17 protein-coding genes are annotated in these 20,154 nt (G+C 74.0%); 10 read left to right on the forward strand and 7 right to left on the reverse strand.

The features are described from left to right. The first annotated feature begins 21 nt into the window (after nt 1–21). Nucleotides 22–708 (forward strand): response regulator transcription factor, encoded by a 687-nt coding sequence (locus tag ACFW6A_RS09425; RefSeq protein ID WP_351850839.1) that lies wholly within the window; start codon nt 22–24, stop codon nt 706–708. Then, entirely contained in the window at nt 701–2,212 is a 1,512-nt protein-coding gene (locus ACFW6A_RS09430; protein WP_351850842.1) for a histidine kinase, read from the forward strand. The genes ACFW6A_RS09425 and ACFW6A_RS09430 overlap by 8 nt, the downstream gene beginning before the upstream one ends. A 74-nt stretch (nt 2,213–2,286) precedes the next feature. Here ACFW6A_RS09430 and ACFW6A_RS09435 read toward each other — a convergent pair whose 3' ends face one another. Continuing rightward, complete coding sequence (locus tag ACFW6A_RS09435; protein ID WP_351850845.1) at nt 2,287–4,311, reverse strand: M4 family metallopeptidase; 2,025 nt, start codon at nt 4,309–4,311, stop codon at nt 2,287–2,289. Nucleotides 4,312–4,809: 498 nt separating this feature from the next. Between ACFW6A_RS09435 and ACFW6A_RS09440 the strand changes: the two genes are divergently transcribed. Then, nucleotides 4,810–5,070 carry a hypothetical protein gene (locus tag ACFW6A_RS09440; RefSeq protein ID WP_351850847.1) on the forward strand — a complete coding sequence of 87 codons (261 nt, stop codon included), beginning with the start codon at nt 4,810–4,812 and terminating at the stop codon, nt 5,068–5,070. 16 nt (nt 5,071–5,086) lie between these two features. On the opposite strand, the gene ACFW6A_RS09445 is transcribed toward ACFW6A_RS09440, so the two are convergent. From ACFW6A_RS09445 to glgX, 3 genes are all read right to left on the reverse strand, one after another. Continuing rightward, nucleotides 5,087–6,940, reverse strand: a complete 1,854-nt coding sequence (locus ACFW6A_RS09445; protein ID WP_351850851.1) for an ABC transporter ATP-binding protein — start codon at nt 6,938–6,940, stop codon at nt 5,087–5,089. Then, nucleotides 6,937–8,757, reverse strand: coding sequence for an ABC transporter ATP-binding protein (locus ACFW6A_RS09450; RefSeq protein WP_351850853.1), 1,821 nt, complete (start codon nt 8,755–8,757; stop codon nt 6,937–6,939). The genes ACFW6A_RS09445 and ACFW6A_RS09450 overlap by 4 nt, the downstream gene beginning before the upstream one ends. A gap of 116 nt (nt 8,758–8,873) precedes the next feature. After that, nucleotides 8,874–11,075 carry a glycogen debranching protein GlgX gene (gene glgX / locus ACFW6A_RS09455; protein ID WP_351850855.1) on the reverse strand — a complete coding sequence of 734 codons (2,202 nt, stop codon included), beginning with the start codon at nt 11,073–11,075 and terminating at the stop codon, nt 8,874–8,876. 188 nt (nt 11,076–11,263) lie between these two features. On the opposite strand from glgX, the gene ACFW6A_RS09460 reads away from it, so the two are divergent. From ACFW6A_RS09460 to ACFW6A_RS09475, 4 genes are all read left to right on the forward strand, one after another. Then, a complete protein-coding gene (locus tag ACFW6A_RS09460; protein WP_351850858.1) occupies nt 11,264–12,481 on the forward strand; it encodes an Ig-like domain-containing protein in 1,218 nt (405 codons plus the stop codon). Between the two features lie 253 nt (nt 12,482–12,734). After that, nucleotides 12,735–13,976 carry an Ig-like domain-containing protein gene (locus ACFW6A_RS09465; RefSeq protein ID WP_351850860.1) on the forward strand — a complete coding sequence of 414 codons (1,242 nt, stop codon included), beginning with the start codon at nt 12,735–12,737 and terminating at the stop codon, nt 13,974–13,976. 94 nt (nt 13,977–14,070) lie between these two features. After that, a complete protein-coding gene (locus ACFW6A_RS09470; protein ID WP_351850862.1) occupies nt 14,071–14,838 on the forward strand; it encodes an enoyl-CoA hydratase-related protein in 768 nt (255 codons plus the stop codon). A gap of 115 nt (nt 14,839–14,953) precedes the next feature. Then, the gene (locus tag ACFW6A_RS09475) at nt 14,954–15,454 is read left to right on the forward strand and encodes an ATP-binding protein (protein WP_386482185.1); all 501 of its coding nucleotides are present in this window, start codon (nt 14,954–14,956) and stop codon (nt 15,452–15,454) included. Nucleotides 15,455–15,761: 307 nt separating this feature from the next. Here ACFW6A_RS09475 and ACFW6A_RS09480 read toward each other — a convergent pair whose 3' ends face one another. Beyond that, nucleotides 15,762–16,400: a GNAT family N-acetyltransferase gene (locus ACFW6A_RS09480; protein ID WP_386639641.1), complete on the reverse strand. Its 639-nt coding sequence runs from the start codon at nt 16,398–16,400 to the stop codon at nt 15,762–15,764. A 75-nt stretch (nt 16,401–16,475) separates the two neighbouring features. Between ACFW6A_RS09480 and ACFW6A_RS09485 the strand changes: the two genes are divergently transcribed. Together ACFW6A_RS09485 and ACFW6A_RS09490 are read left to right on the forward strand one after the other, a co-directional pair. Next, nucleotides 16,476–16,691 carry an EF-hand domain-containing protein gene (locus tag ACFW6A_RS09485; RefSeq protein WP_015036303.1) on the forward strand — a complete coding sequence of 72 codons (216 nt, stop codon included), beginning with the start codon at nt 16,476–16,478 and terminating at the stop codon, nt 16,689–16,691. Between the two features lie 85 nt (nt 16,692–16,776). Further along, nucleotides 16,777–17,697 carry a CopD family protein gene (locus ACFW6A_RS09490; protein ID WP_386482180.1) on the forward strand — a complete coding sequence of 307 codons (921 nt, stop codon included), beginning with the start codon at nt 16,777–16,779 and terminating at the stop codon, nt 17,695–17,697. A 3-nt stretch (nt 17,698–17,700) separates the two neighbouring features. Here the strand turns inward: ACFW6A_RS09490 and ACFW6A_RS09495 are convergent, their stop codons facing one another. Then, nucleotides 17,701–18,255, reverse strand: a complete 555-nt coding sequence (locus tag ACFW6A_RS09495) for a hypothetical protein (protein ID WP_351850872.1) — start codon at nt 18,253–18,255, stop codon at nt 17,701–17,703. 185 nt (nt 18,256–18,440) lie between these two features. On the opposite strand from ACFW6A_RS09495, the gene ACFW6A_RS09500 reads away from it, so the two are divergent. Beyond that, nucleotides 18,441–18,680, forward strand: coding sequence for a hypothetical protein (locus ACFW6A_RS09500; protein WP_351850873.1), 240 nt, complete (start codon nt 18,441–18,443; stop codon nt 18,678–18,680). Nucleotides 18,681–18,741: 61 nt separating this feature from the next. Here ACFW6A_RS09500 and ACFW6A_RS09505 read toward each other — a convergent pair whose 3' ends face one another. Further along, complete coding sequence (locus ACFW6A_RS09505) at nt 18,742–20,112, reverse strand: L-serine ammonia-lyase (protein WP_351850876.1); 1,371 nt, start codon at nt 20,110–20,112, stop codon at nt 18,742–18,744. Nucleotides 20,113–20,154: the final 42 nt, after the last annotated feature.

The following is a 20,154-nucleotide window of genomic DNA, read 5'->3' on the forward strand; positions in this document are numbered from 1 at the left end:
GACCTGTCTAGGCTGGACCGCATGATCAGGGTGCTGCTGGCCGACGACGAGGCGATGATCCGTGCCGGGGTGCGGGCCATCCTCACCACCGATCCGGGCATCGAGGTGGTCGCCGAGGCGGGCGACGGCCACGAGGCCGTGGAGCTGGCCCGGCTGCACCGCCCCGACGTCGCCGTCCTCGACATCCGGATGCCCCGGCTGGACGGCCTCGCCGCCGCCGACGCCCTGCGCCGCGACCTCCCGGACACGGCGGTCGTCATGCTCACCACCTTCTCCGAGGACGACTACATCGCCCGCGCCCTCGGCGGCGGCGTCGGCGGCTTCCTCCTCAAGTCCGGCGACCCGCGCGAACTGATCGCCGGGGTCCGGGCGGTCGCCGCCGGCGGCGCCGCCCTCTCGCCCACCGTCGCCCGCCGGGTCATCGACGCCCTCGGCGGCGAGCGGCTCACCCGCGCCGCCGCCGCCCGCGCCCGGCTGGCCCCGCTCACCGCCCGGGAGCGGGAGGTCGTCTCGCTGCTCGCCGCCGGCTGCTCCAACCAGGAGATCGCCGCCCGCATGCACGTCGTCGAGGGCACCGTCAAGGCCCACGTCAGCGCCGTCCTCGGCAGGCTCGGCCTGCGCAACCGCGTCCAGCTCGCGATCCTCGCCCACGAGGCCGGGCCGGTCGCCGGCGCGCACGGCCCCGAGCACGGCGGCCCCGGTGCCTGAGACCTCGGGCGCCCGCCGCCGCCTCTTCGACCTGGCGCTGTGGCTGCTGCTCTGCGTCCCGGTGCTGCTGCGCTCGGACCCGAACGACGGCGGCTCCTGGTTCCAGGTCGCCGCCGGCGTCACCGTCCTCGGCGGCTGCGTGGCCGTCAGCCGCCGCTGGCCGCTGCTGCCGCTCGCGGTCACGGTCGCCGCGAGCCTGCCCGCCTCCCTGGAGCTGTTCACGCCCTCGTACAGCCTGGCGCTCGTCGCCTTCGGCTACCTCGCCGGGCGGCGGCAGGACCACGCGCGCGGCTCGCTCTGGCTGTTCGGGGCGGTGGCCGCCGTGGGGCTGCTGCTCACCCGGCTGACCGGTACCTCCCTCGGCCCCTGGTTCACCCTGATGCTCGCCCTCGCGCTGGCGATCGTCGCGCCCTGGCTGGTCGGCCGGTACGTCCGCCAGTACGACCGGCTGGTGCGCAGCGGCTGGGAGCTGGCCGACCGGATGGAGCGGGAGCAGGCGGCCGTCGCCGACCGGGAGCGGCTGCGCGAGCGGTCGCGGATCGCCGGGGACATGCACGACTCGCTCGGCCACGACCTGGCGCTGATCGCGGTCCGGGCGGGCGCCCTGGAGGTGGATCCGGGGCTCGGCGCCGAGCAGCAGCGGGCGGCCGGCGAGCTGCGCCGGGCGGCGGCGGAGGCGACCGAGCGGCTGCGGGACGTCATCGGGGTGCTGCGGGAGGAGGGTGCCGGGGCGCCGACGGCCCCGCCGGGCGAGACGGCCGGCGAACTGGTGGCCCGGGCCCGGGCCTCGGGGCTCGACGTGACGCTGTCCGGGGCCCTGCCGGAGCTGCCGGGGATGGCGGGCCGGGCGCTGTACCGGGTGGTGCAGGAGGCGCTGACGAACGCGGCGAAGCACGCCCCGGGCGCCGCCGTCGCGGTCGACGTCGGGGAGTCGGGGCCGCGCGTGACGGTACGGGTGGAGAGCGGGCCCGGCGCCGGCGCGGCGCCGCCGGCCTCCGGCGGGTCGGGCCTGGTCGGCCTGGACGAGCGGGTCCGGCTGGCCGGCGGCACCCTGACCCACGGCCCGGTGGAGGGCGGCGGTTTCGCGCTGACGGCCGTGCTGCCCCGGCGGGCGCCGGCGGCGGTGCCGGCCGCGCCGACCTCGGCCCGGGAGCTGGACCGGGCCCGCCGGCGGGTCCGCAAGGATCTGGTGCGGGCGATCTGGATCCCGCTGGCGCTGCTGGCCGCGCTGGCGGTGCTGACGGCGGGCGTGGCGGTGTGGTCGCAGTCCCGCTCGTACCTGGAGCCCGACGACTACGCGCGGCTGCTGGTCGGCCAGGCGTACGCGGAGCTCGTGGAGGACCTGCCCGACCACGCCCTGGAGTCGCCGCCGGCCGGGCTGCCGGCGGAGCCGGCGGGGGTGGACGAGTGCCGCTACTACCGGGCGACGGTCTTCGCGGAGGTCCCGGTCTACCGGCTGTGCTTCGCCGGGGGACGGCTGGTCTCCGCGGACGAGCTGTCGTGAGACGGGCGGACGCCCGGAGGGTCGGGTCCCTCCGGGCGTCCGTCGTGGAACTGCCTCGGGCCGTGCCTCCCGGCTTACGGGAAGGTCAGCTTGAAGCCGTTGATGTAGCCGGTGTCGGCGGACGCCTTGTCCTGGACGCGCAGCTTCCAGACGCCGTTGGCGACCTCGGAGGAGGCGTTCACGGTGTAGGTCTGCTGGATGTTGTCGGCGCTGCTGCCGGTCCGGTTGTGCAGGTTGTAGACCGAGCCGTCGGGGGCGATGAGGTCGACGACGAGGTCGCCGATCCAGGTGTGGACGATGTCCACGCCGACGGAGAGGTTGCTGGGCGCGTTGCCCGTGACGCCGGAGACGGTCACGGAGGAGGTCACCGCGGCGCCGTTGTCCGGGACGGAGACGTCGGCGGTGTTCTCGAAGACCTTGCCGGTGGGCGGGTTGCCGCCGCCGGGGCGGGTGCCGACGTTGACGGCGGCCCAGGCGTGCTGGACGGCGAGCGCCTCGGTGCTGCCGACGCCGTACAGCTCCTCGGCCACCGCGACCGTGCCGGTGCGGGCGCCCGCGTAGTTGGTCGAGGAACCCCACTTGGTGGTGAGGGCCTTGAACCAGATCAGCCGGGCCTTGTCGATGCCGATGCCGGTGACGGGCAGGCCGTCGGAGGTCGGCGAGTCGTAGGTCACGCCGTTGACGGTCTTGACGCCGCTGCCCTCGGAGAGCAGGTAGAAGAAGTGGTTCGCCGGGCCCGAGGAGTAGTGGACGTCGATCGAGCCGATGCCCGAGTACCACGCGTCCTTGGACGAGCCGTCCTTGCTGGGCTTGTCCATGTAGCGGAGCGGGGTGCCGTTGCCGCGGATGTCGATCTTCTCGCCGACGAGGTAGTCGCCCTTGTCGTTCGGGTTGTTGGCGTAGAACTCGACGGCCGCCGCGAAGATGTCCGAGGTGGCCTCGTTGAGGCCGCCGGACTCGCCGCTGTAGACGAGCTTGGCGGTCACCGAGGTGAGGCCGTGCGTCATCTCGTGGGCGGCCACGTCGATGGAGGTGAGCGGCTTGGTGTTGTTCGCGCCGTCGCCGTACGTCATGCAGAAGCAGGAGTCCTGCCAGAAGGCGTTGACGTAGGCGTTGCCGTAGTGGACCCGGGAGTACGCGCCGACGCCGTCGCCGCGGATGCCGTTGCGGCCGTGCACGTTCTTGTAGTAGTCCCAGGTGAGCGCGGCGCCGTAGTGCGCGTCGGCGCCGGCGGTCTCCGGGTTGGACGCGGTGCCGTCGCCCCAGACGTCGTCCGAGCCGGAGAAGAGCGTCCCGGTGCCGGACGTGCCCCGGTTGAGGTTGTACGTCTTGTGGTTGCCGCGGCCGGTGTCGGTCAGCGTGTACGAGGGCGCCGTGCCGAGCGTGACCTGGCCGCTGTACTGGGTGTTGCCCGTGCCCGTGTGCACCGCCTGCCACTCGTACAGCTTGGCGCCGGTCTTGGCGTCGGTGACGACGTGCAGCTCGTTCGGCGTGCCGTCGTGCTGGAGGCCGCCGACGACGGTCTCGTACGCGAGGACGGGTGCGCCGGTCTGCGCCATCCAGACGACCTTGCGCGGGGCGCGCTCGCTCTTCGTCGCCTTGGAGCCCTCGGCGGCGGCGAGGCCGACGGCCTGCTTCTCCGCGGCGGCCGGGGCGACGGTGGCGGCGAGGTCGACGTTCTTGAGTTCGGCCCGGGAGGACTTGGAGACCGAGGTGGTGGCCCCGGTGCTCGACGTGGCGACGATCAGGTCGCCACCGAGGACGGGGAGCCCGCCGTAGGTGCGCTCGTAGCGCGTGTGGGTCGTGCCGTCGCGGTCCTGGACCACGTCGCGGACGACGAGCTTCTCCTGGGCGCCGAGGCCGAGGGCCTTGGCCGTCTCGGCCTTGTCGGCGTCGGCGGCCTTGATCAGCGCGCCGCGCTCGGCGGGGGTGAGGTCGGCGGGCAGCTTGCCGGGGTTGACCTTGCCGGCGGCCGGGGCCGCGGGGGCGGCGGCGATGTCGGCGGAGGCGCTGCCGGCCTGGAGGCCGACGGCGAGCATGGCGGCGGCGGCGACGAGCGCGCCGGTCGCGGTGGCGCGGCGGCTGGGCGTGGATCTCACGCGGACTCCTTTTGCGAGGGGGGTACCGAGCCGCTGGGTGGGCGGGCCGGGCGTTGCAAGCAGAGCGGTGAAGCACGATCGGGTGATGCGGCGAACGCGGTTGCGAGGAACCGGGGGAGAGACTGGCAGCTACCGCCGGTATCTGTCAGGAGCGCGTCAACAACTTGGCCGGAAGTCGTCCGCTGCGCGTACGGGGGTGTTCGTTAAGCGAACGTTTCATCGATCATGGACGGGCCGCCACCCCCCGTTCGGCGTGCGGGGATCCCCGCGCGGGCGGAGATCCGGAATCTTTGCCTCCGCTGTGCGTCCCGCCCCTCGGACGCCGGCCGCCTTTACCGAACCGATGGCCGGAACTGTTCGGCGTGAACCGGTCATTCCGCGGCGACGGTCCGCTCCCCGCCCGGAAGCCCCGTGCCGATGGCCGACCGGAACGTGCCTCTGGCATGATCCGATCGGACTTTCTCCGCGGGAGGGGAGGCCGGCCGGGGGAGGGCATCCGTGATCGCAGGGATCGGACTGTGCGCGTTCGGGATCCTCGGAATGGTGTGGGGCGCGAGACACGCCTTCAACCTCCGCGGCGCGACCGACCGGCTCCTGGCCCGCGGGCGCGAGGCACGCGCCTTCACCGCCGCCCGCCGGGGCGAGCTGGACCTCGCCCCGGCCGGGCCCCCGGCCTGGGCGCTCCGCCTGCGCGCGGGCGCCGTCCTGGCCTGCGGCCCGCTGCTCGTCCTCGTGGGCCTCGTCGTCGCGTTCGACTGACGGGGCCCGGCGCCCCTCACCCCGTCAGGGAGTCCCGCCACGCCCGGTGGAGGCCCGCGTAGCGGCCCTCGCCGCCGACCAGTTCCGCGGGGGTGCCGTCCTCGACGATCCGGCCCGCCTCCATCACCAGGACCCGGTCCGCGACCTCGACCGTGGACAGGCGGTGGGCGATGACCACCGCCGTACGGCCCGCCAGGACCGTGTCCATCGCGTGCTGCACCGCCCGCTCGCCCGGCACGTCCAGCGAACTCGTCGCCTCGTCCAGGATGAGCACCGCCGGATCCGCGAGGAGCGCTCGCGCGAAGGCCACCAGCTGCCGCTGGCCCGCCGAGATCCGGCCACCGCGCTTGCGCACGTCGGTGTCGTAGCCGTCCGGCAGCCCGGCGATGAACTCATGCGCGCCGATCGCCTTCGCCGCCCGCTCGACCTCCTCCCGGGTGGCGTCCGGACGGCCGATCGCGATGTTCTCCGCGACCGTCCCGGAGAACAGGAACGCCTCCTGCGTCACCATCACCACCCCGCGCCGCAGCTCCGGCGTCGCCAGGTCGCGCAGGTCGACGCCGTCCAGCAGCACCCGGCCGTCCGTCGGGTCGTAGAAGCGGGCCAGCAGCTTCGCCAGCGTCGACTTGCCCGCCCCGGTCGCGCCGACCACCGCCACCGTCTGCCCCGCCGGGATCCGCAGGGAGAAGCGGGGCAGCACCTCGCCGCCCGTCCGGTAGGCGAACCGCACCCCGTCGAAGACCACCTCGCGGCCCGGCGCCGACCCGGCCCGCTCCGGCAGTTCCCGCGGCGCCGTCGCCTCCGGCACGCCCGGCTCCTGCGCCAGCAGACCCGCGATCTTGGCAAGCGAAGCCGCCGCCGACTCGTACGAGTTGAGGAACATCCCGAGCCGGTCGATCGGGTCGTACAGCCGCCGCACGTACAGCACCGCCGCCGCCAGCACGCCCAGCTCCAGCGAACCGCCCGCCACCCGGTAGGCGCCCCACAGGCACATCCCGGCCACCGCCGTGTTCGCCACGAGCCGCGAGCCCACCACGTAGCGGGCCATCTCCAGGAGCGCGTCGCCGTTGCTCCGCTCGTGCCGGTGGTTGAGCGCCCCGAACTCCGCCTCGTTCGCCCGCTCCCGGCGGAACGCCCGGACCGGCCGGATCCCGTTCATCGTCTCCGCGAACTTCACGATCACCCCGGCGATCGCCGTCGACCGCTCCGCGTACACCGCGCCCGCCCGCCGCCGGTACATCCGCACCAGCAGGTACAGCGGACCGAAGGAGGCCACCGCCACCGCCCCGATCCCCAGGTCCAGCCAGAGCAGCACCAGCGAGATCGACACGAACGACAGCACCACCCCGATCAGCTCCTGGAGCCCCTCCGACAGCAGCTCCCGCAGCGACTCCACGTCCGTCGTCGACCGCGAGATCAGCCGCCCCGAGGTGTACCGCTCGTGGAAGTCCACGCTCAGCACCTGCGCGTGCCGGAAGATCCGCCCCCGCAGGTCGAGCAGCACGTCCTGGTTGATCCGCGCCGCGCCCCGCACGAAGGCGTACTGGAGCGCCCCGGCACCGACCGCGCACAGCAGGTAGCCCGCCGCCACCGCCACCAGCGGCCCGTGGTCCCGGGCCCGGAAGGCCGGCACCCCCCGGTCGATCGCGTACGCCACGAGCAGCGGGCCCGCCTGCACCGCGGCCTCCTTCAGCAGCAGCACCAGCGCCGCCACCGCCACCCGGAACCGGTGCGCCGCCAGCAGCGAGCGCAGCAGCGCCCCGGTCGCCCCGCGCGGCGCCGGCAGGTCGTCCCGGTCGAACGGATCGCCGGGCCCGGGCCCGGCCTCCCGCTCCTGCTCCGCCGGCTGCGCGAGCGCGGTCTCCGTCATCGCTCCGTCCCTTCCGTCCCCGCGGGCCCCTCGCCCGGGCGCGCCCCCGACATCAGCCAGGCGTACTCGGCACTGCTCCGCAGCAGCTCCTGATGGGTGCCGACCGCCGCGATCCGGCCCTCCGAGAGCAGCGCCACCCGGTCGGCCAGCAGCACCGTCGACGGCCGGTGCGCCACCACCAGCGCCGTCGTCTCCTTCAGCACCTCGCGCAGGGCCGCCTCCACCCGCGCCTCGGTGTGCACGTCCAGCGCCGACAGCGGGTCGTCGAGCACCAGGAAGCGCGGCCGGCCGACGACCGCCCGGGCCAGCGCCAGCCGCTGCCGCTGGCCGCCCGACAGGCTCAGCCCCTGCTCGCCGACCTGCGTCCCGGCCCCCTCGGGCAGCCGCCCGACGAAACCGTCCGCCTGCGCGATCCCCAGCGCCCGCTCCAGCTCCGCCGCCCCGGCCGCCGCGTCGGCGCCCATCAGCACGTTCTCGCCGACGCTCGCCGAGAAGAGGGTCGGCTCCTCGAAGGCCACCGACACCAGCGTGCGCAGCCGCTCCCGCTCCATCAGGGCGATGTCCTCGCCGTCCAGCAGGATCCGCCCCTCGCCCGCCTCGTGCAGCCGGGGCACCAGCGCGGTCAGCGTGGTCTTGCCGGAGCCGGTGGCCCCGACGAGCGCCAGCGTCTCGCCCGGCCGCACGTGCAGGTCGATGCCCCGCAGCACCGGCGGGGAGCCGTCCGGCGCGTCCGGGAACCGGAACGACACGCCCTCGAACCGCAGCCCGTCGGCGGGCCCGGCCGCCCCCGGGGCGCCCGCGGGGGCGTCCCGCTCCTCCTCGGCGTCCATCACCTCGAAGTACCGCTCGGTCGCCGTCACCGCCTCCTGGCTCATCGCCAGCAGGAAGCCGATCGAGTCCACCGGCCAGCGCAGCGCGAGCGCCGTCGACAGGAAGGCCACCAGGGTGCCCGCCGACAGGTCGCCGTCCGCGACCCGCACGGAGCCGAGCACCAGCGCCGTGCCGATCGCCAGCTCCGGCAGGACCGTGATCAGCGCCCAGATCGTGGCGAGCAGCCGGGCCTTGGACAGCTCCGTGGAGCGCAGCAGCTCCGCGAGCCGGCGGAAGGCCTCCGCCTGACTGCGGTGCCGGCCGAAGCCCTTGACGATCCGGATGCCGAGGACGCTCTCCTCCACCACCGTCGTCAGATCGCCCACCTGGTCCTGCGCCCGCCGCGCCACCACGCCGTAGCGCCGCTCGAAGTACGAGCAGAGCACCACCACCGGCACCACCGGGGTCAGCAGCACCAGGCCGAGCGAGAGGTCCTGGGCGAGCAGCAGCGCGCAGCCGGCCGCGATCGTCACGCCGTTGACCACCAGGAAGGTCAGCGGGAAGGCCAGGAACATCCGGACGATCATGAGGTCGGTGGTGCCGCGGGACAGCAGCTGCCCGGACGCCCACCGGTCGTGGAAGGCGATCGGCAGCCGCTGGAGCCGCCCGTACAGGTCCTCCCGCATCCGGGCCTCCACGGAGGACAGCGGCCGCGCCACCAGCCACCGCCGCAGCCCGAACAGCGCCGCCTCGGTGATCCCGAGCAGCAGCAGGTAGAGCGCCCCCAGCCACACCCCGCCGGGGTCCCGGCCGGCCACGGGGCCGTCCACCAGCCACTTCAGGACCAGGGGGATGACCAGCGACAGACAGGAGGCGACGACGGCGACGGCGGCGGCCGTGAAGAACCGCGCGCGCACGGGCCGGACGTACGGCCAGAGCCGCAGCAGCACCCGCACCGCCGAACGGTCGGCGGGGCGGTCCTCGGGGGTGACAGGTTTCTCGGGCATCAGGTCCGACCCTACGGTTCGCCACTGACACGGCTCACCCGGTTTTCGCCGGCCCGCCGCGCCCCCGCGTCACCCTCCGCTGACGTCACCCTCCGCCGGCGCCCCCTCCCGCGGCCTCACTCCGCCACCCGCAGCAGCACCACCGACCGCGCCGCCACCTCCAGCACCGAGCCGCCCGGGTGGAGCGTGTCCGGGGGCGCGGTCTGGTCGTCCAGGGCGGTGTCCAGGACGCGTGCGTAGGTCTGGGCCCAGGGCGGGCCCGGGAGGCGGAAGTCCAGGGGGTCGGGGCCCGCGTGGAGGACGGCGAGGAAGCTGTCGTCGAGGACCTGCTCGCCGCGCTCGTCCCGGCCCGGTATGTCCCGCCCGGACAGGTAGAGGGCGAGCGTGGCGGAGGGGGCGTACCAGTCCCCCTCGGTCATCTCGGTGCCGTCGGGGCCGAACCAGGCCAGGTCCCGCAGCCCGTCCGCGCCCTGCGGCCGGCCGGAGAAGAAGGCGCGGCGGCGCAGCACCGGGTGGCGGTGGCGCAGGGCGAGCAGCCGCCGGGTGAGGGCGAGGAGCTGGGCCCGGCCGGGGTCCTCGGGGAGGGTCCAGTCGAGCCAGCTCGTCTCGTTGTCCTGGCAGTAGGCGTTGTTGTTGCCGCCCTGGGTGCGGCCCATCTCGTCGCCGGCGACGAGCATCGGCACGCCGGTGGAGAGCAGCAGCGTGGTGAGCAGGTTGCGCAGCTGCCGGAGCCGGAGCGCGCCGATCTCCGGGTCGTCGGTCTCGCCCTCGGCGCCGCAGTTCCAGGAGCGGTTGTCGTGGGTGCCGTCCCGGTTGCCCTCGCCGTTGGCCTCGTTGTGCTTGCGCTCGTACGTGACGAGGTCGCGCAGGGTGAAGCCGTCGTGGGCGGTGACGAAGTTGACCGAGGCGTAGGGGCGGCGGCCGCCCCAGGCGTACAGGTCGCTGGAGCCGGAGAGCCGGTAGCCGAGGTCCCGGACGTCGGGCAGCGCGCCGCGCCAGAAGTCCCGTACGGCGTCCCGGTAGCGGTCGTTCCACTCGGTCCACAGCGGCGGGAAGGAGCCGACCTGGTAGCCGCCGTTGCCCACGTCCCAGGGTTCGGCGATGAGCTTGACCCGGCGCAGCACCGGGTCCTGGGCGATGACGGCGAGGAACGGCGAGAGCATGTCGACGTCGTGCATGGAGCGGGCGAGCGCCGCCGCCAGGTCGAAGCGGAAGCCGTCGACGCCCATCTCGGTGACCCAGTAGCGCAGCGAGTCGGTGATGAGCCGGAGCACCTGCGGCTGGACGACGTGCAGGGTGTTGCCGCAGCCGGTGTAGTCGGCGTACCGGCGGGCGTCGGACTGGAGCCGGTAGTAGCCGCGGTTGTCGATGCCCTTGAGCGACAGGGTGGGGCCGAGTTCGCCCGCCTCCGCGGTGTGGTTGTAGACGACGTCGAGGATGACCTCGATGCCGGCCGCGTGGAGCGCCCGGACCATCCGCTTGAACTCGCCGACCTGCTGGCCGGTGGTGCCGGACGAGGAGTAGCCGGCGTGCGGGGCGAAGTAGCCGATCGAGTTGTAGCCCCAGTAGTTGGTGAGGCCGCGGCGCAGCAGGTGGTCCTCGTGGGCGAACTGGTGGACCGGCAGCAGCTCGACGGCCGTCACCCCGAGGCGCACGAGGTGGTCGACCGCGGCCGGGTGGGCGAGGCCCGCGTAGGTGCCCCGCAGGTGCTCGGGGATGCCGGGGTGCCGGGCGGTGAAGCCCTTGACGTGCACCTCGTAGATGACCGAGTCCTGCCAGGGCGTCTTGGGCCTGCGGTCGTCGGACCAGTCGTCGTCGTCCCGCACGACGACCCCCTTGGGGACGTGCGGCGCGGAGTCCCGCTCGTCGCGCACGGTGTCGGCGACGTGCTGCTGCGGCCAGTCCCGCACGTGCCCGTACACCTCGGGCGGCAGCGCGAACTCGCCGTCGACGGCCCGCGCGTACGGGTCGAGGAGCAGCTTCGCGGGGTTCCAGCGGGCGCCGGTCCACGGGTCCCAGCGGCCGTGCACCCGGTAGCCGTACCGCTGCCCGGGGCCGACGCCGGGCACGAAGCCGTGCCAGATCTCGTGGGTGAGTTCGGTCAGCGGCAGCCGGGTCTCGGTGCCGTCGGGCGCGAAGAGGCAGAGCTCCACCGCCTCGGCGCCGCCCGCCCACAGCGCGAAGTTGGTGCCCCGGGTCCCGTCGGGTCCGGTACGGCAGCGGGCCCCGAGCGGGGTGGGCGTCCCCGGCCACACCGGGGGCGCGGTCCGTCCGGGCGCGTGCTCCGGTACCGCCTGCTGTTCGGCTGCGCTCGACACCGCCCTGGCCTCCCGCGGCTCCGGCGGGGCCCGCGTGACGGGGCGGGGGCGTCCCGGCCCCCGGCCCCGCGCGTCCTCCCGCACCTCGTGTACTCCCGGTCCTCCTCCCTGTTCTGCCCGCGCGGCCGTCCCCCCAACATGGCCCGCGCGGACGTTTCCCCTGGAGGGGGGTCGTCGTTGGGCCACGCGTGACACGTGTACGGGAACGGGCCGGGCAACTCCTCGCGGTGGCGGGGCTCCTCGTGGGCCTCGCCGGCTGCACCGGATCGGGTGGGGAAGGAGGCGTCGGCCCGGGCCTCCCGGGCAAGGCGAGGGCCCCGGGGGACGTGATCCGGGTCAGCCCGGAGGACGGCAGCCGGGCGGTCCCGGCGGACGGGCCGCTGGAGGTGCGGGTCGACAGCGGGCGGCTCGAACGGGTGAGCGTGACCCAGGTGGCGGACGGGCGCCGTTCGGCCGTCCGGGGCACGTTCTCGGCCGACGGGCTGCGCTGGCGGCCCTCCGACGGCACCCGGCTGGCGCTCGCCGCGAAGTACAGCGTGGACGCGGTGGCGCTCGACGCGCACGGCCGCCGCTCGGCCCGGCACACCACCTTCACCACGGTGGTGCCGGAGAGCCGCTTCATCGGCTACTTCACGCCGGAGAACCGCTCCACGGTCGGCGCCGGCATGATCGTCTCCTTCGGCTTCAACCGTCCGGTCGAGAACCGGGCCGCGGTGGAGCGGGCCATCCGGGTCACCGCCGACCCTCCGGTGGAGGTCGTCGGCCACTGGTTCGGCAAGGAGCGGCTCGACTTCCGCCCCGCCTCCTACTGGGCGCCCGGCACGAAGGTGACGGTCGAGCTCGGCCTGCGGGACGTCGAGGGCGCCCCCGGCGTCTACGGCATCCAGCGCAAGACGGTGGGCTTCACGGTCGGCCGCTCGCAGGTCTCCCTGGTCGACGCCGCCGCCCACACCATGGAGGTCCGCAGGGACGGGCGGCTGCTCGCCACCCTGCCGATCACCGCGGGCGCGCCGAAGACCACCACGTACAACGGGAAGATGGTGGTGACCGAGCTGTACGACGTGACCCGGATGAACGGCGCCACGGTCGGCTTCGGCGGCGAGTACGACATCAAGGACGTGCCGCACGCCATGCGGCTCACCGAGTCCGGCACCTTCATCCACGGCAACTACTGGGCCGACGCGTCCACCTTCGGCTCGGCCAACGTGAGCCACGGCTGCGTGGGGCTGCGGGACGTGAAGGGCGGCGGTGCCGACACCCCGGCGGGCTGGTTCTTCGACCGGAGCCTGATCGGCGACGTCGTCGAGGTGGTCAACTCCCGGGACCGGAAGGTCGCCCCGGACAACGGCCTGGGCGGCTGGAACCTGGACTGGGAGGGCTGGAAGAAGGGCTCCGCCCTCCGCTGACCCAGACCCGTCCCGGGCGCCGCCCCCAGCTCGTCCCCGACCCCGCCCCCCAGCTCGTCCCCGTCCCCGTTCCGGGGCCGGACGCGTGCCGCTCCCCGCCCGCCTCCGGCCCCGCCCCGACTGGGACTGAACGGTGACATTCACGTGGAACTTTCGTGTCGTCCGGTGTGATTATCTAGCGCCGTGCGCGGGACGTGCGTACAGGGGGTGGGGCCCGGCCGGCGGCCGGGTCGTGCGAGGGGAGAAGACCATAGTGAACGGGCAGCCGATACCGGGGACGTCGGCGGGGCGGCGGGGCGTCCGCCTCGGTGCCCTGGCCACGGGGGCACTGCTGCTGGTCCTGACCGCCTGCGGCGGCGACCCGGCGAAGGACGACGCGGGGAGCGGCGGCGCGGCGGGCGGCCGGAAGACCGGGGCTCCGGACAACGCCGCCTCCCAGGCGGTCGTGACCGTCCTGCCGAAGGACGGCGCCGACTCGGTCGCCACCAGCGGGGCGCTCAAGGTCACCGCCGAGCAGGGCAAGCTGACCACCGTGACCGTGGCCGACTCCAAGGGCGCCGCGGTCGAGGGGAAGATCTCGGCGGACGGCACGAGCTGGGAGCCGCTGGCGCACCTGTCGGGCGGCACCCAGTACAAGGTCCACGCGATCGCGAAGGACGCCGAGGGCCGCGAGTCGGCGAAGGACACCACCTTCACCACCCTGGTCCCGAAGAACACCTTCATCGGCCACTACACGCCCGAGGCGGACACCACCGTCGGCGTCGGCATGCCGGTCTCCATCAACTTCACCCGGGGCATCACCGACCCCGAGGCCGTGGAGAAGGCCATCAAGGTGACGGCCGAGCCGGCCGTCGAGATCGAGGGCCACTGGTTCGGCAACGACCGCCTCGACTTCCGTCCCGAGGAGTACTGGAAGGCCGGCACCAAGGTCACCGTCGAGCTGAACCTGGACGGCGTCGAGGGCCGCCCGGGTGTCTACGGCAAGCAGAAGAAGACGTACTCCTTCACCATCGGCCGCCGTCAGGTCTCCACGGTCGACGCGAGCGCCAAGACGATGAAGGTCGAGCGCGACGGCAAGATCATCAAGACGCTGCCGATCACCGCGGGCGCCCCCTCCACGACCACGTACAACGGTCAGATGGTCATCAGCGAGAAGTACAAGGTGACCCGGATGAACGGCGCCACGGTCGGCTTCGGCGGCGAGTACGACATCAAGGACGTGCCGCACGCCATGCGCCTGTCCACCTCCGGCACCTTCGTGCACGGCAACTACTGGGCCCCGAAGTCCACCTTCGGCTCCCAGAACGTCAGCCACGGCTGCGTCGGCCTGTCCGACACCCGCGGCGCGGGCGACAGCTCCACCCCCGCCGCCTGGTTCTTCGACCGGTCCATCATCGGCGACGTCGTCATCGTGAAGAACTCGAAGGACAAGCAGATCAAGCCGGACAACGGCCTGAACGGCTGGAACATGTCCTGGTCGGAGTGGACCGCGTAGGTCCCCCCTCCCCGCCCGTACGGGCCCGGTGCCGAGCGCTCTGTGAGCAACGGCACCGGGCCCGTCGGCGTTAACGGCCACTAACCTCTCTTCCATGACTGTGAACCTCGAAGTCGCCGACGGCGTCGGCACGATCCGCCTCGACCGCCCGCCGATGAACGCCCTGGACGTCGCCACCCAGGACCGGCTGCGCGAGCTGGCCCAGGAGGCCACCGACCGCGACGACGTGCGGGCCGTGGTCCTCTACGGCGGCGAGAAGGTCTTCGCGGCCGGCGCGGACATCAAGGAGATGCAGGTCATGGACCACGTGGCCATGATCGAGCGGTCGCGCGCGCTCCAGGACTCCTTCACCGCCGTCGCCCGCATCCCCAAGCCGGTCGTCGCCGCCGTCACCGGCTACGCCCTCGGCGGCGGCTGCGAGCTCGCCCTCTGCGCCGACTACCGGATCGCCGGGGACAACGCCAAGCTGGGCCAGCCCGAGATCCTGCTCGGCCTGATCCCCGGCGCCGGCGGCACCCAGCGGCTCTCCCGCCTGATCGGCCCCTCCCGCGCCAAGGACCTCATCTTCACCGGCCGGATGGTGAGGGCCGACGAGGCGCTCGCCCTCGGCCTGGTCGACCGGGTCGTCCCGGCCGCCGAGGTGTACGAGCAGGCGCACGCCTGGGCCGCGAAGCTCGCCCAGGGTCCGGCGGTGGCGCTGCGCGCCGCCAAGGAGGCGATCGACCAGGGCCTGGAGGCCGACATCGACACCGGCCTCGCCCTCGAACGCACCTGGTTCTCCGCGCTGTTCGCCACCGCGGACCGCGAGACCGGCATGCGCAGCTTCGTCGAGGAGGGCCCGGGCAAGGCCAAGTTCGCCTGACCCCGGGCCGGGCGCCGCCCGATCCGACGGACCGTCACGGCGACGCGCCGCCCCGCGGGGGCCATTCCACCGGAACGGCCCCCGCGATCCGTTTCCTGCGGCCATGATGGGGGGCATGGCGGGCCTGGAGAGCAGGGAACAACCACGGCAGGGCGGCGTGCCCGCCGCCCGGTGGACACCGACCCCGGAGGACGAGGAAGCCCTCCTGGCGATGGCCCGGTACGGCAACCCGGCGGAGGTCGACGTCCGGCTGGACTCGCTGCCGGAGTCGGCCAGGACCGCCCGGCGGATGACCCGGTACGTGGTGCTCCGGCAGTGGGGGCTCGGCCCGACCCTCGCCGAGCACGCGGTCCTGCTCGTCTCCGAACTGGTCGGCAACGCGGTCCGGCACACCGGGGCCCGGGTCTTCGTGCTGCGCGCCCAGCGCCGCCCGGGCCGGATCCGGATCGAGGTGCGCGACCCCTCGCGCGGCCTGCCCTGCCTGATGCCGGTGTCCGAGCTCGACGTCAGCGGCCGGGGCCTCTTCCTCGTCGACAAGCTCTCCGACCGGTGGGGCGCGGACCTCGGCCCGCGCGGCAAGACGACCTGGTTCGAGATGCGGGTCACCGACCGCTGAACGCACGGAAGCCCCCGTGCGCCGTGGTGGGGCTGCTGGGGGCTTCCGTGTGATGCGCCGTGGACGGGGGGGTGTATCCACGGCCGCAGAGGCGACCTGGCCCGGGTCAAGGGGGTCGTGTCACCGACTATGACAGACGGCGGGGCACTCCGCCAAACGCCCATACCGCCACCAATCCGGACATTGCCCAACGATTTAATTGTGAATCGTTGGTGACATGCAGCACCCGCCTTGCAAAGTGTGAATGACTATGCGGTTCATCGATTGTTTCCCTCGATCATCCACATAGTGGACGGCAGGACGCGCTCTAGAGCGCGGTGAGCAGCGCCTCCGAGGCCACCGGCCGGTACCCCGCCGCCTGGAAGGTCCGCACGCTCCGCGCGTTGCCCGGCGACTGCTGCGCCCACACCACCGGGTCCGCCGTCAGGTGCCGCGCCGCCGTCGCCAGCGCCCGGCCCAGGCCCCGGTGCCGCACATCCTCGTCCACCTCGATCGCCGCCTCCATGCGCCCGGCCACCCCGCGCCCCAGGATCAGCACGCCGCCGTCCGCCGCCCACACCCGGACCTCGTCCCGGTACTTCAGCGCCCGCGCCACCCGCGGGTGCTCCGGGTCCTCGATCTCCCGCAGCTCCACCGGCGGCGGGCCCGGCAGCGCGCCGGCGACGGTCAGCAGGTCGACGGTGTTCATCCGCCGGCCGGTCCGCGCCATCAGCCGCACCAGGAAGCCCGGGTTCATGCTCGCCGCGAGCGGATCGCTCCCGGTCGCGGCCAGCTCCGCCCGCACCCACTCCGGATCGACGTCGGCGAAGACCACCGAATGGGCCGTGAAGGCCAGCACCCCGGCGTCCCGCCCGTCCGGTTGCGGGACCACCGTCGTCCCGCCGTCCATGGCGGGGAACTCCCCGCGTGCCGCCGCGTCCAGGATCCGTCTCACGTCACCGCTCATACCGCCATCATCGGCCACCCGCTCGGCCAGCTAATCTGACCCCCGTCAGAACAGCACCGAGAAGGGGCGGAAGCAGTGGCGGACATCGAGTCGGCACGCACGGCATTCAACCGGTACGACGTGGACGGGGACGGCTTCATCACCGCCGCGGAGTACAAGAGCGTCATGGCCCAGCTGGGTGACTTCAACGTCACCGAGACGGTGGCCGAGGCCCTCATCAAGCAGCGCGACGACAACGGCGACGGCCGTCTGTCGTGGGACGAGTTCTGGTCCCACCTCAGCAAGGCGTGACCCGGGCCTGACCGGTTCCCGGGGCCGGGCCGGGCGGCTTTCACCCTGAGTTGCCGCCCGTCCCGGGCTCGGTGACGATCGTCCGGTGACGCTTCCCGGACCCCTCGGCACCCCGAACCGTCCGACCGCCGCGGCCGTCGCCGCCGCCACGGTCCTCGCCGCCGTCCTCGCCGTCGCCCTCCTCGGCGCCGGCCTCGCCCGCGCCGGCACCGGCGAGCTGCGCATACCCGCGGCCGGCGCCACCGCCCTGCTCAGGGTGCTCCTCCTCGCCGGCCTCGCCCTCGCCGCCGGCGAACTCGCCGGCACCCGGCTCGCCGGCCCCGGCCCGCTGCCGCGCCCGCTGGCCGTCCCCGGAGCCCTGCTCGCCGCGGCCGCCTCCGCCGGCCTGCTGCTCCTCCTCGCCGCCGTCAGCGGCCTGAGCCTCCCCGTCGTCTACGGGCTCCGCGAGGGCCGGCTGCTGCTCGTCACCGCCAACGCCTGCCTGCTCGCCGCGGTCTGCGCCGCCTCCCGGCGCCCGGCCCTGGCCGCCCTCCCGCTCGCCGCCGCGACCGTCGCCGAGGCGCTGCGCGCCCACCCCGAGACCGCCGGCTTCGGCGTCGGCACCGGACTCACCGTCGTCCACCTCGCCGCCGCCTCGCTCTGGACCGGCGCGCTGCTGTACGTCCTGCGGGTGCTGCGGCTGCGCGGCGGCGGGCGCGAGGTGTTCCTGCGGTACGCCCGCATGGCCGCCTGGGTCTTCGCCGCCCTCGCGGTCACCGGCACCGCGTCCACGCTGCGCCGGCTGCCCCCCGAGGCCGCCCTCTCCACCGCGTACGGCCGGATCCTGCTGGTGAAGCTCGCCCTCTTCGGCGGGGCCAGCCTGCTGGCCCTGGCGGCCCGCTCCCGGCTGCTCTCCGGCTCGGACGCCCGCTCCCCGGCCCGGGTGGAACTCGCCGTGCTCGCCGTGATCGTGGCGCTCTCCGCCCTGCTCACGGTCGTCCCGGACCCGCGCTGGCCGCACTTCTGACGGTCAGTCGCGCGCCACGAGCACGGCGGTGCCGAACAGCGCCAGCGCCGCCGGGAGCCCCACCGCGGCCCGTACGGACTCCGCGGAGGCCCCGGCGGCCGGCAGGGCCGCGCCGAGCACCGCCAGGGCCGTCAGGGCGACCGCCACCCAGCCGTACTGCCGCTGGTCGTAGAGCCGGGCCGGCGGAAAGAAGTGCAGGCCGACGGCGAGGCGGATCCCGACCGGGATCCACTCCGGGCGGCCGGCCGCGTTCGAGCCCGCGACGACGGCCACGATCGCGGCGGCCTCGGCCGCGTTCACGATCCCGATCCCGCGGTTCCACCGCTCCGGCAGCCGCACCGGCCGGGTCACCTCGCCCGCAGTGCCCCGGAACCCGGCGGTGAGCGTCGCGCCCGCCAGGACCGCCCCCAGCACCCCCGCGGCCACCGGGCCGGGGGCCGGCAGCCCGGACCCGCCCGCCGGCGCCCACACCACCCCGAAGACGGAGAGCACGATCACCCCGCGCCGGCGCAGGGTGCGGGTCAGGGCGCGGCAGGCGGCGTCCGCGGGCATGGTCATGATCGGGACCCTGGCGATGGAATTCGGCCGCGTCCGGGGTTTCCGGACATCCGTGCGAAGGATTGGCCTAGACCTATTGCTCGCGCAGTTCCGCGCCGATACGTTTCCCCCGGCTGCGCAGCCGACACGAACCGTACGGCACCCACCCGCACCGCATCGCATCGTTCATTTCAGGAGGACATGCCATGTACCGTCGCGCCGCCGCCGCGCTCGCCACCGCGGCCACCGCCGGAGCCCTCGCCCTCGGCACCGCCGCCACCGCCGAGGCGGCCGGACCCGGCTTCTACCCGCGCAGCCACCACTCCTCGTACGCCGAGTGCCAGGCCGCCGGCCAGGCCGGCGAGGCGTTCTGGGGCAAGATCTACTTCTGCGAGCCCTTCACCTCCACCCGCCCGGACGTCATCGTCCTCTGGGTCCGCTACTGACCCGCACGCGAAACGGCCGGTCCCGTGGGGGCGGGACCGGCCGTTCGTCACGTGCGCGCGCTCAGCACTCGATGATGTTCACCGCGAGGCCGCCGCGCGCGGTCTCCTTGTACTTCACGCTCATGTCGGCACCCGTCTCCTTCATGGTCTTGATGACCTTGTCGAGGGAGACCAGGTGGCTGCCGTCGCCGCGCATCGACATCTTCGCCGCCGTCACGGCCTTGACCGCCGCCATGCCGTTCCGCTCGATGCAGGGGATCTGCACCAGGCCGCCGACCGGGTCGCAGGTCAGGCCCAGGTTGTGCTCCATGCCGATCTCGGCCGCGTTCTCCACCTGCTCGGGGGAGCCGCCCAGGACCTCGGCCAGCGCGCCCGCCGCCATCGAGCAGGCCGAGCCGACCTCGCCCTGGCAGCCGACCTCGGCGCCGGAGATCGAGGCGTTCTCCTTGAAGAGCATGCCGACCGCACCGGCCGCGAGCAGGAAGCGGACGATGCCGTCCTCGTCGGCACCCGGGACGAAGTTCATGTAGTAGTGCAGGACCGCCGGGATGATGCCGGCCGCGCCGTTCGTCGGGGCGGTGACCACCCGGCCGCCCGCCGCGTTCTCCTCGTTCACCGCCATCGCGTAGAGGGTGATCCACTCCATCGCGTGCATGGCGGGGTCGCCCTCGGAGCGCAGCTTGCGGGCCAGGGTCGCGGCCCGGCGGCGGACCTTCAGGCCGCCGGGCAGGATGCCCTCGCGGGACATGCCGCGCGAGACGCAGGCCTGCATGACCCGCCAGATCTCCAGGAGACCCGCGCGGATCTCCTCCTCGGTCCGCCAGGCCTTCTCGTTCTCCAGCATCAGCGAGGAGATCGACAGGCCGGTCTCCTTGGTGAGGCGCAGCAGCTCGTCGCCGGTGCGGAAGGGGTACTTCAGGACGGTGTCGTCCGGGATGATCGGGTTCTCGCCGGCCACCGCGTCCTCGTCCACGACGAAGCCGCCGCCGACCGAGTAGTACGTCTTCTCCAGGACGAGCCCGCCCTCGGCGTCGTACGCGAAGACCGTCATGCCGTTGGCGTGGTAGGGCAGCGCCTTGCGCCGGTGCAGGACCAGGTCGTCGTCGAAGGAGAACGGGATCTCGTGCGCGCCCAGCAGGTTGATCCGCCCGCTCGCCTTGATCCGCTCGAACTCCTCGTCGGCGCGCTCCACGTCGACCGTGCGGGGCGAGTTGCCCTCCAGGCCGAGGAGGACCGCCTTCGGGGTGCCGTGGCCGTGGCCGGTGGCGCCCAGCGAGCCGTACAGCTCCGCCCGGACCTTCGCCGTCCCGGCGAGCAGGCCCTCGTTCCTCAGCCGGCGCGCGAACATCCGGGCCGCGCGCATCGGACCCACCGTGTGGGAGCTGGACGGGCCGATGCCGATCGAGAACAGGTCGAAGACCGAGATGGCCACGGGGGACTCCTTGTGGGGCTAGACGCCGTTGTCTGCCGGGGT

This window comes from Streptomyces sp. NPDC058758 (assembly GCF_042746075.1).
In the GTDB taxonomy this organism is placed as follows: Bacteria; Actinomycetota; Actinomycetes; order Streptomycetales; family Streptomycetaceae; genus Streptomyces.

Coding starts and splice junctions, on each gene's coding strand:
- ACFW6A_RS09500 (WP_351850873.1), top strand. CDS start 18,441: ATGTACCGTCGCGCCGCCGCCGCGCTCGCCACCGCGGCCACCGCCGGA.
- ACFW6A_RS09450 (WP_351850853.1), bottom strand. CDS start 8,757: ATGCCCGAGAAACCTGTCACCCCCGAGGACCGCCCCGCCGACCGTTCG.
- ACFW6A_RS09425 (WP_351850839.1), top strand. CDS start 22: ATGATCAGGGTGCTGCTGGCCGACGACGAGGCGATGATCCGTGCCGGG.
- ACFW6A_RS09445 (WP_351850851.1), bottom strand. CDS start 6,940: ATGACGGAGACCGCGCTCGCGCAGCCGGCGGAGCAGGAGCGGGAGGCC.
- ACFW6A_RS09495 (WP_351850872.1), bottom strand. CDS start 18,255: ATGACCATGCCCGCGGACGCCGCCTGCCGCGCCCTGACCCGCACCCTG.
- ACFW6A_RS09470 (WP_351850862.1), top strand. CDS start 14,071: ATGACTGTGAACCTCGAAGTCGCCGACGGCGTCGGCACGATCCGCCTC.
- ACFW6A_RS09480 (WP_386639641.1), bottom strand. CDS start 16,400: ATGAGCGGTGACGTGAGACGGATCCTGGACGCGGCGGCACGCGGGGAG.
- ACFW6A_RS09475 (WP_386482185.1), top strand. CDS start 14,954: ATGGCGGGCCTGGAGAGCAGGGAACAACCACGGCAGGGCGGCGTGCCC.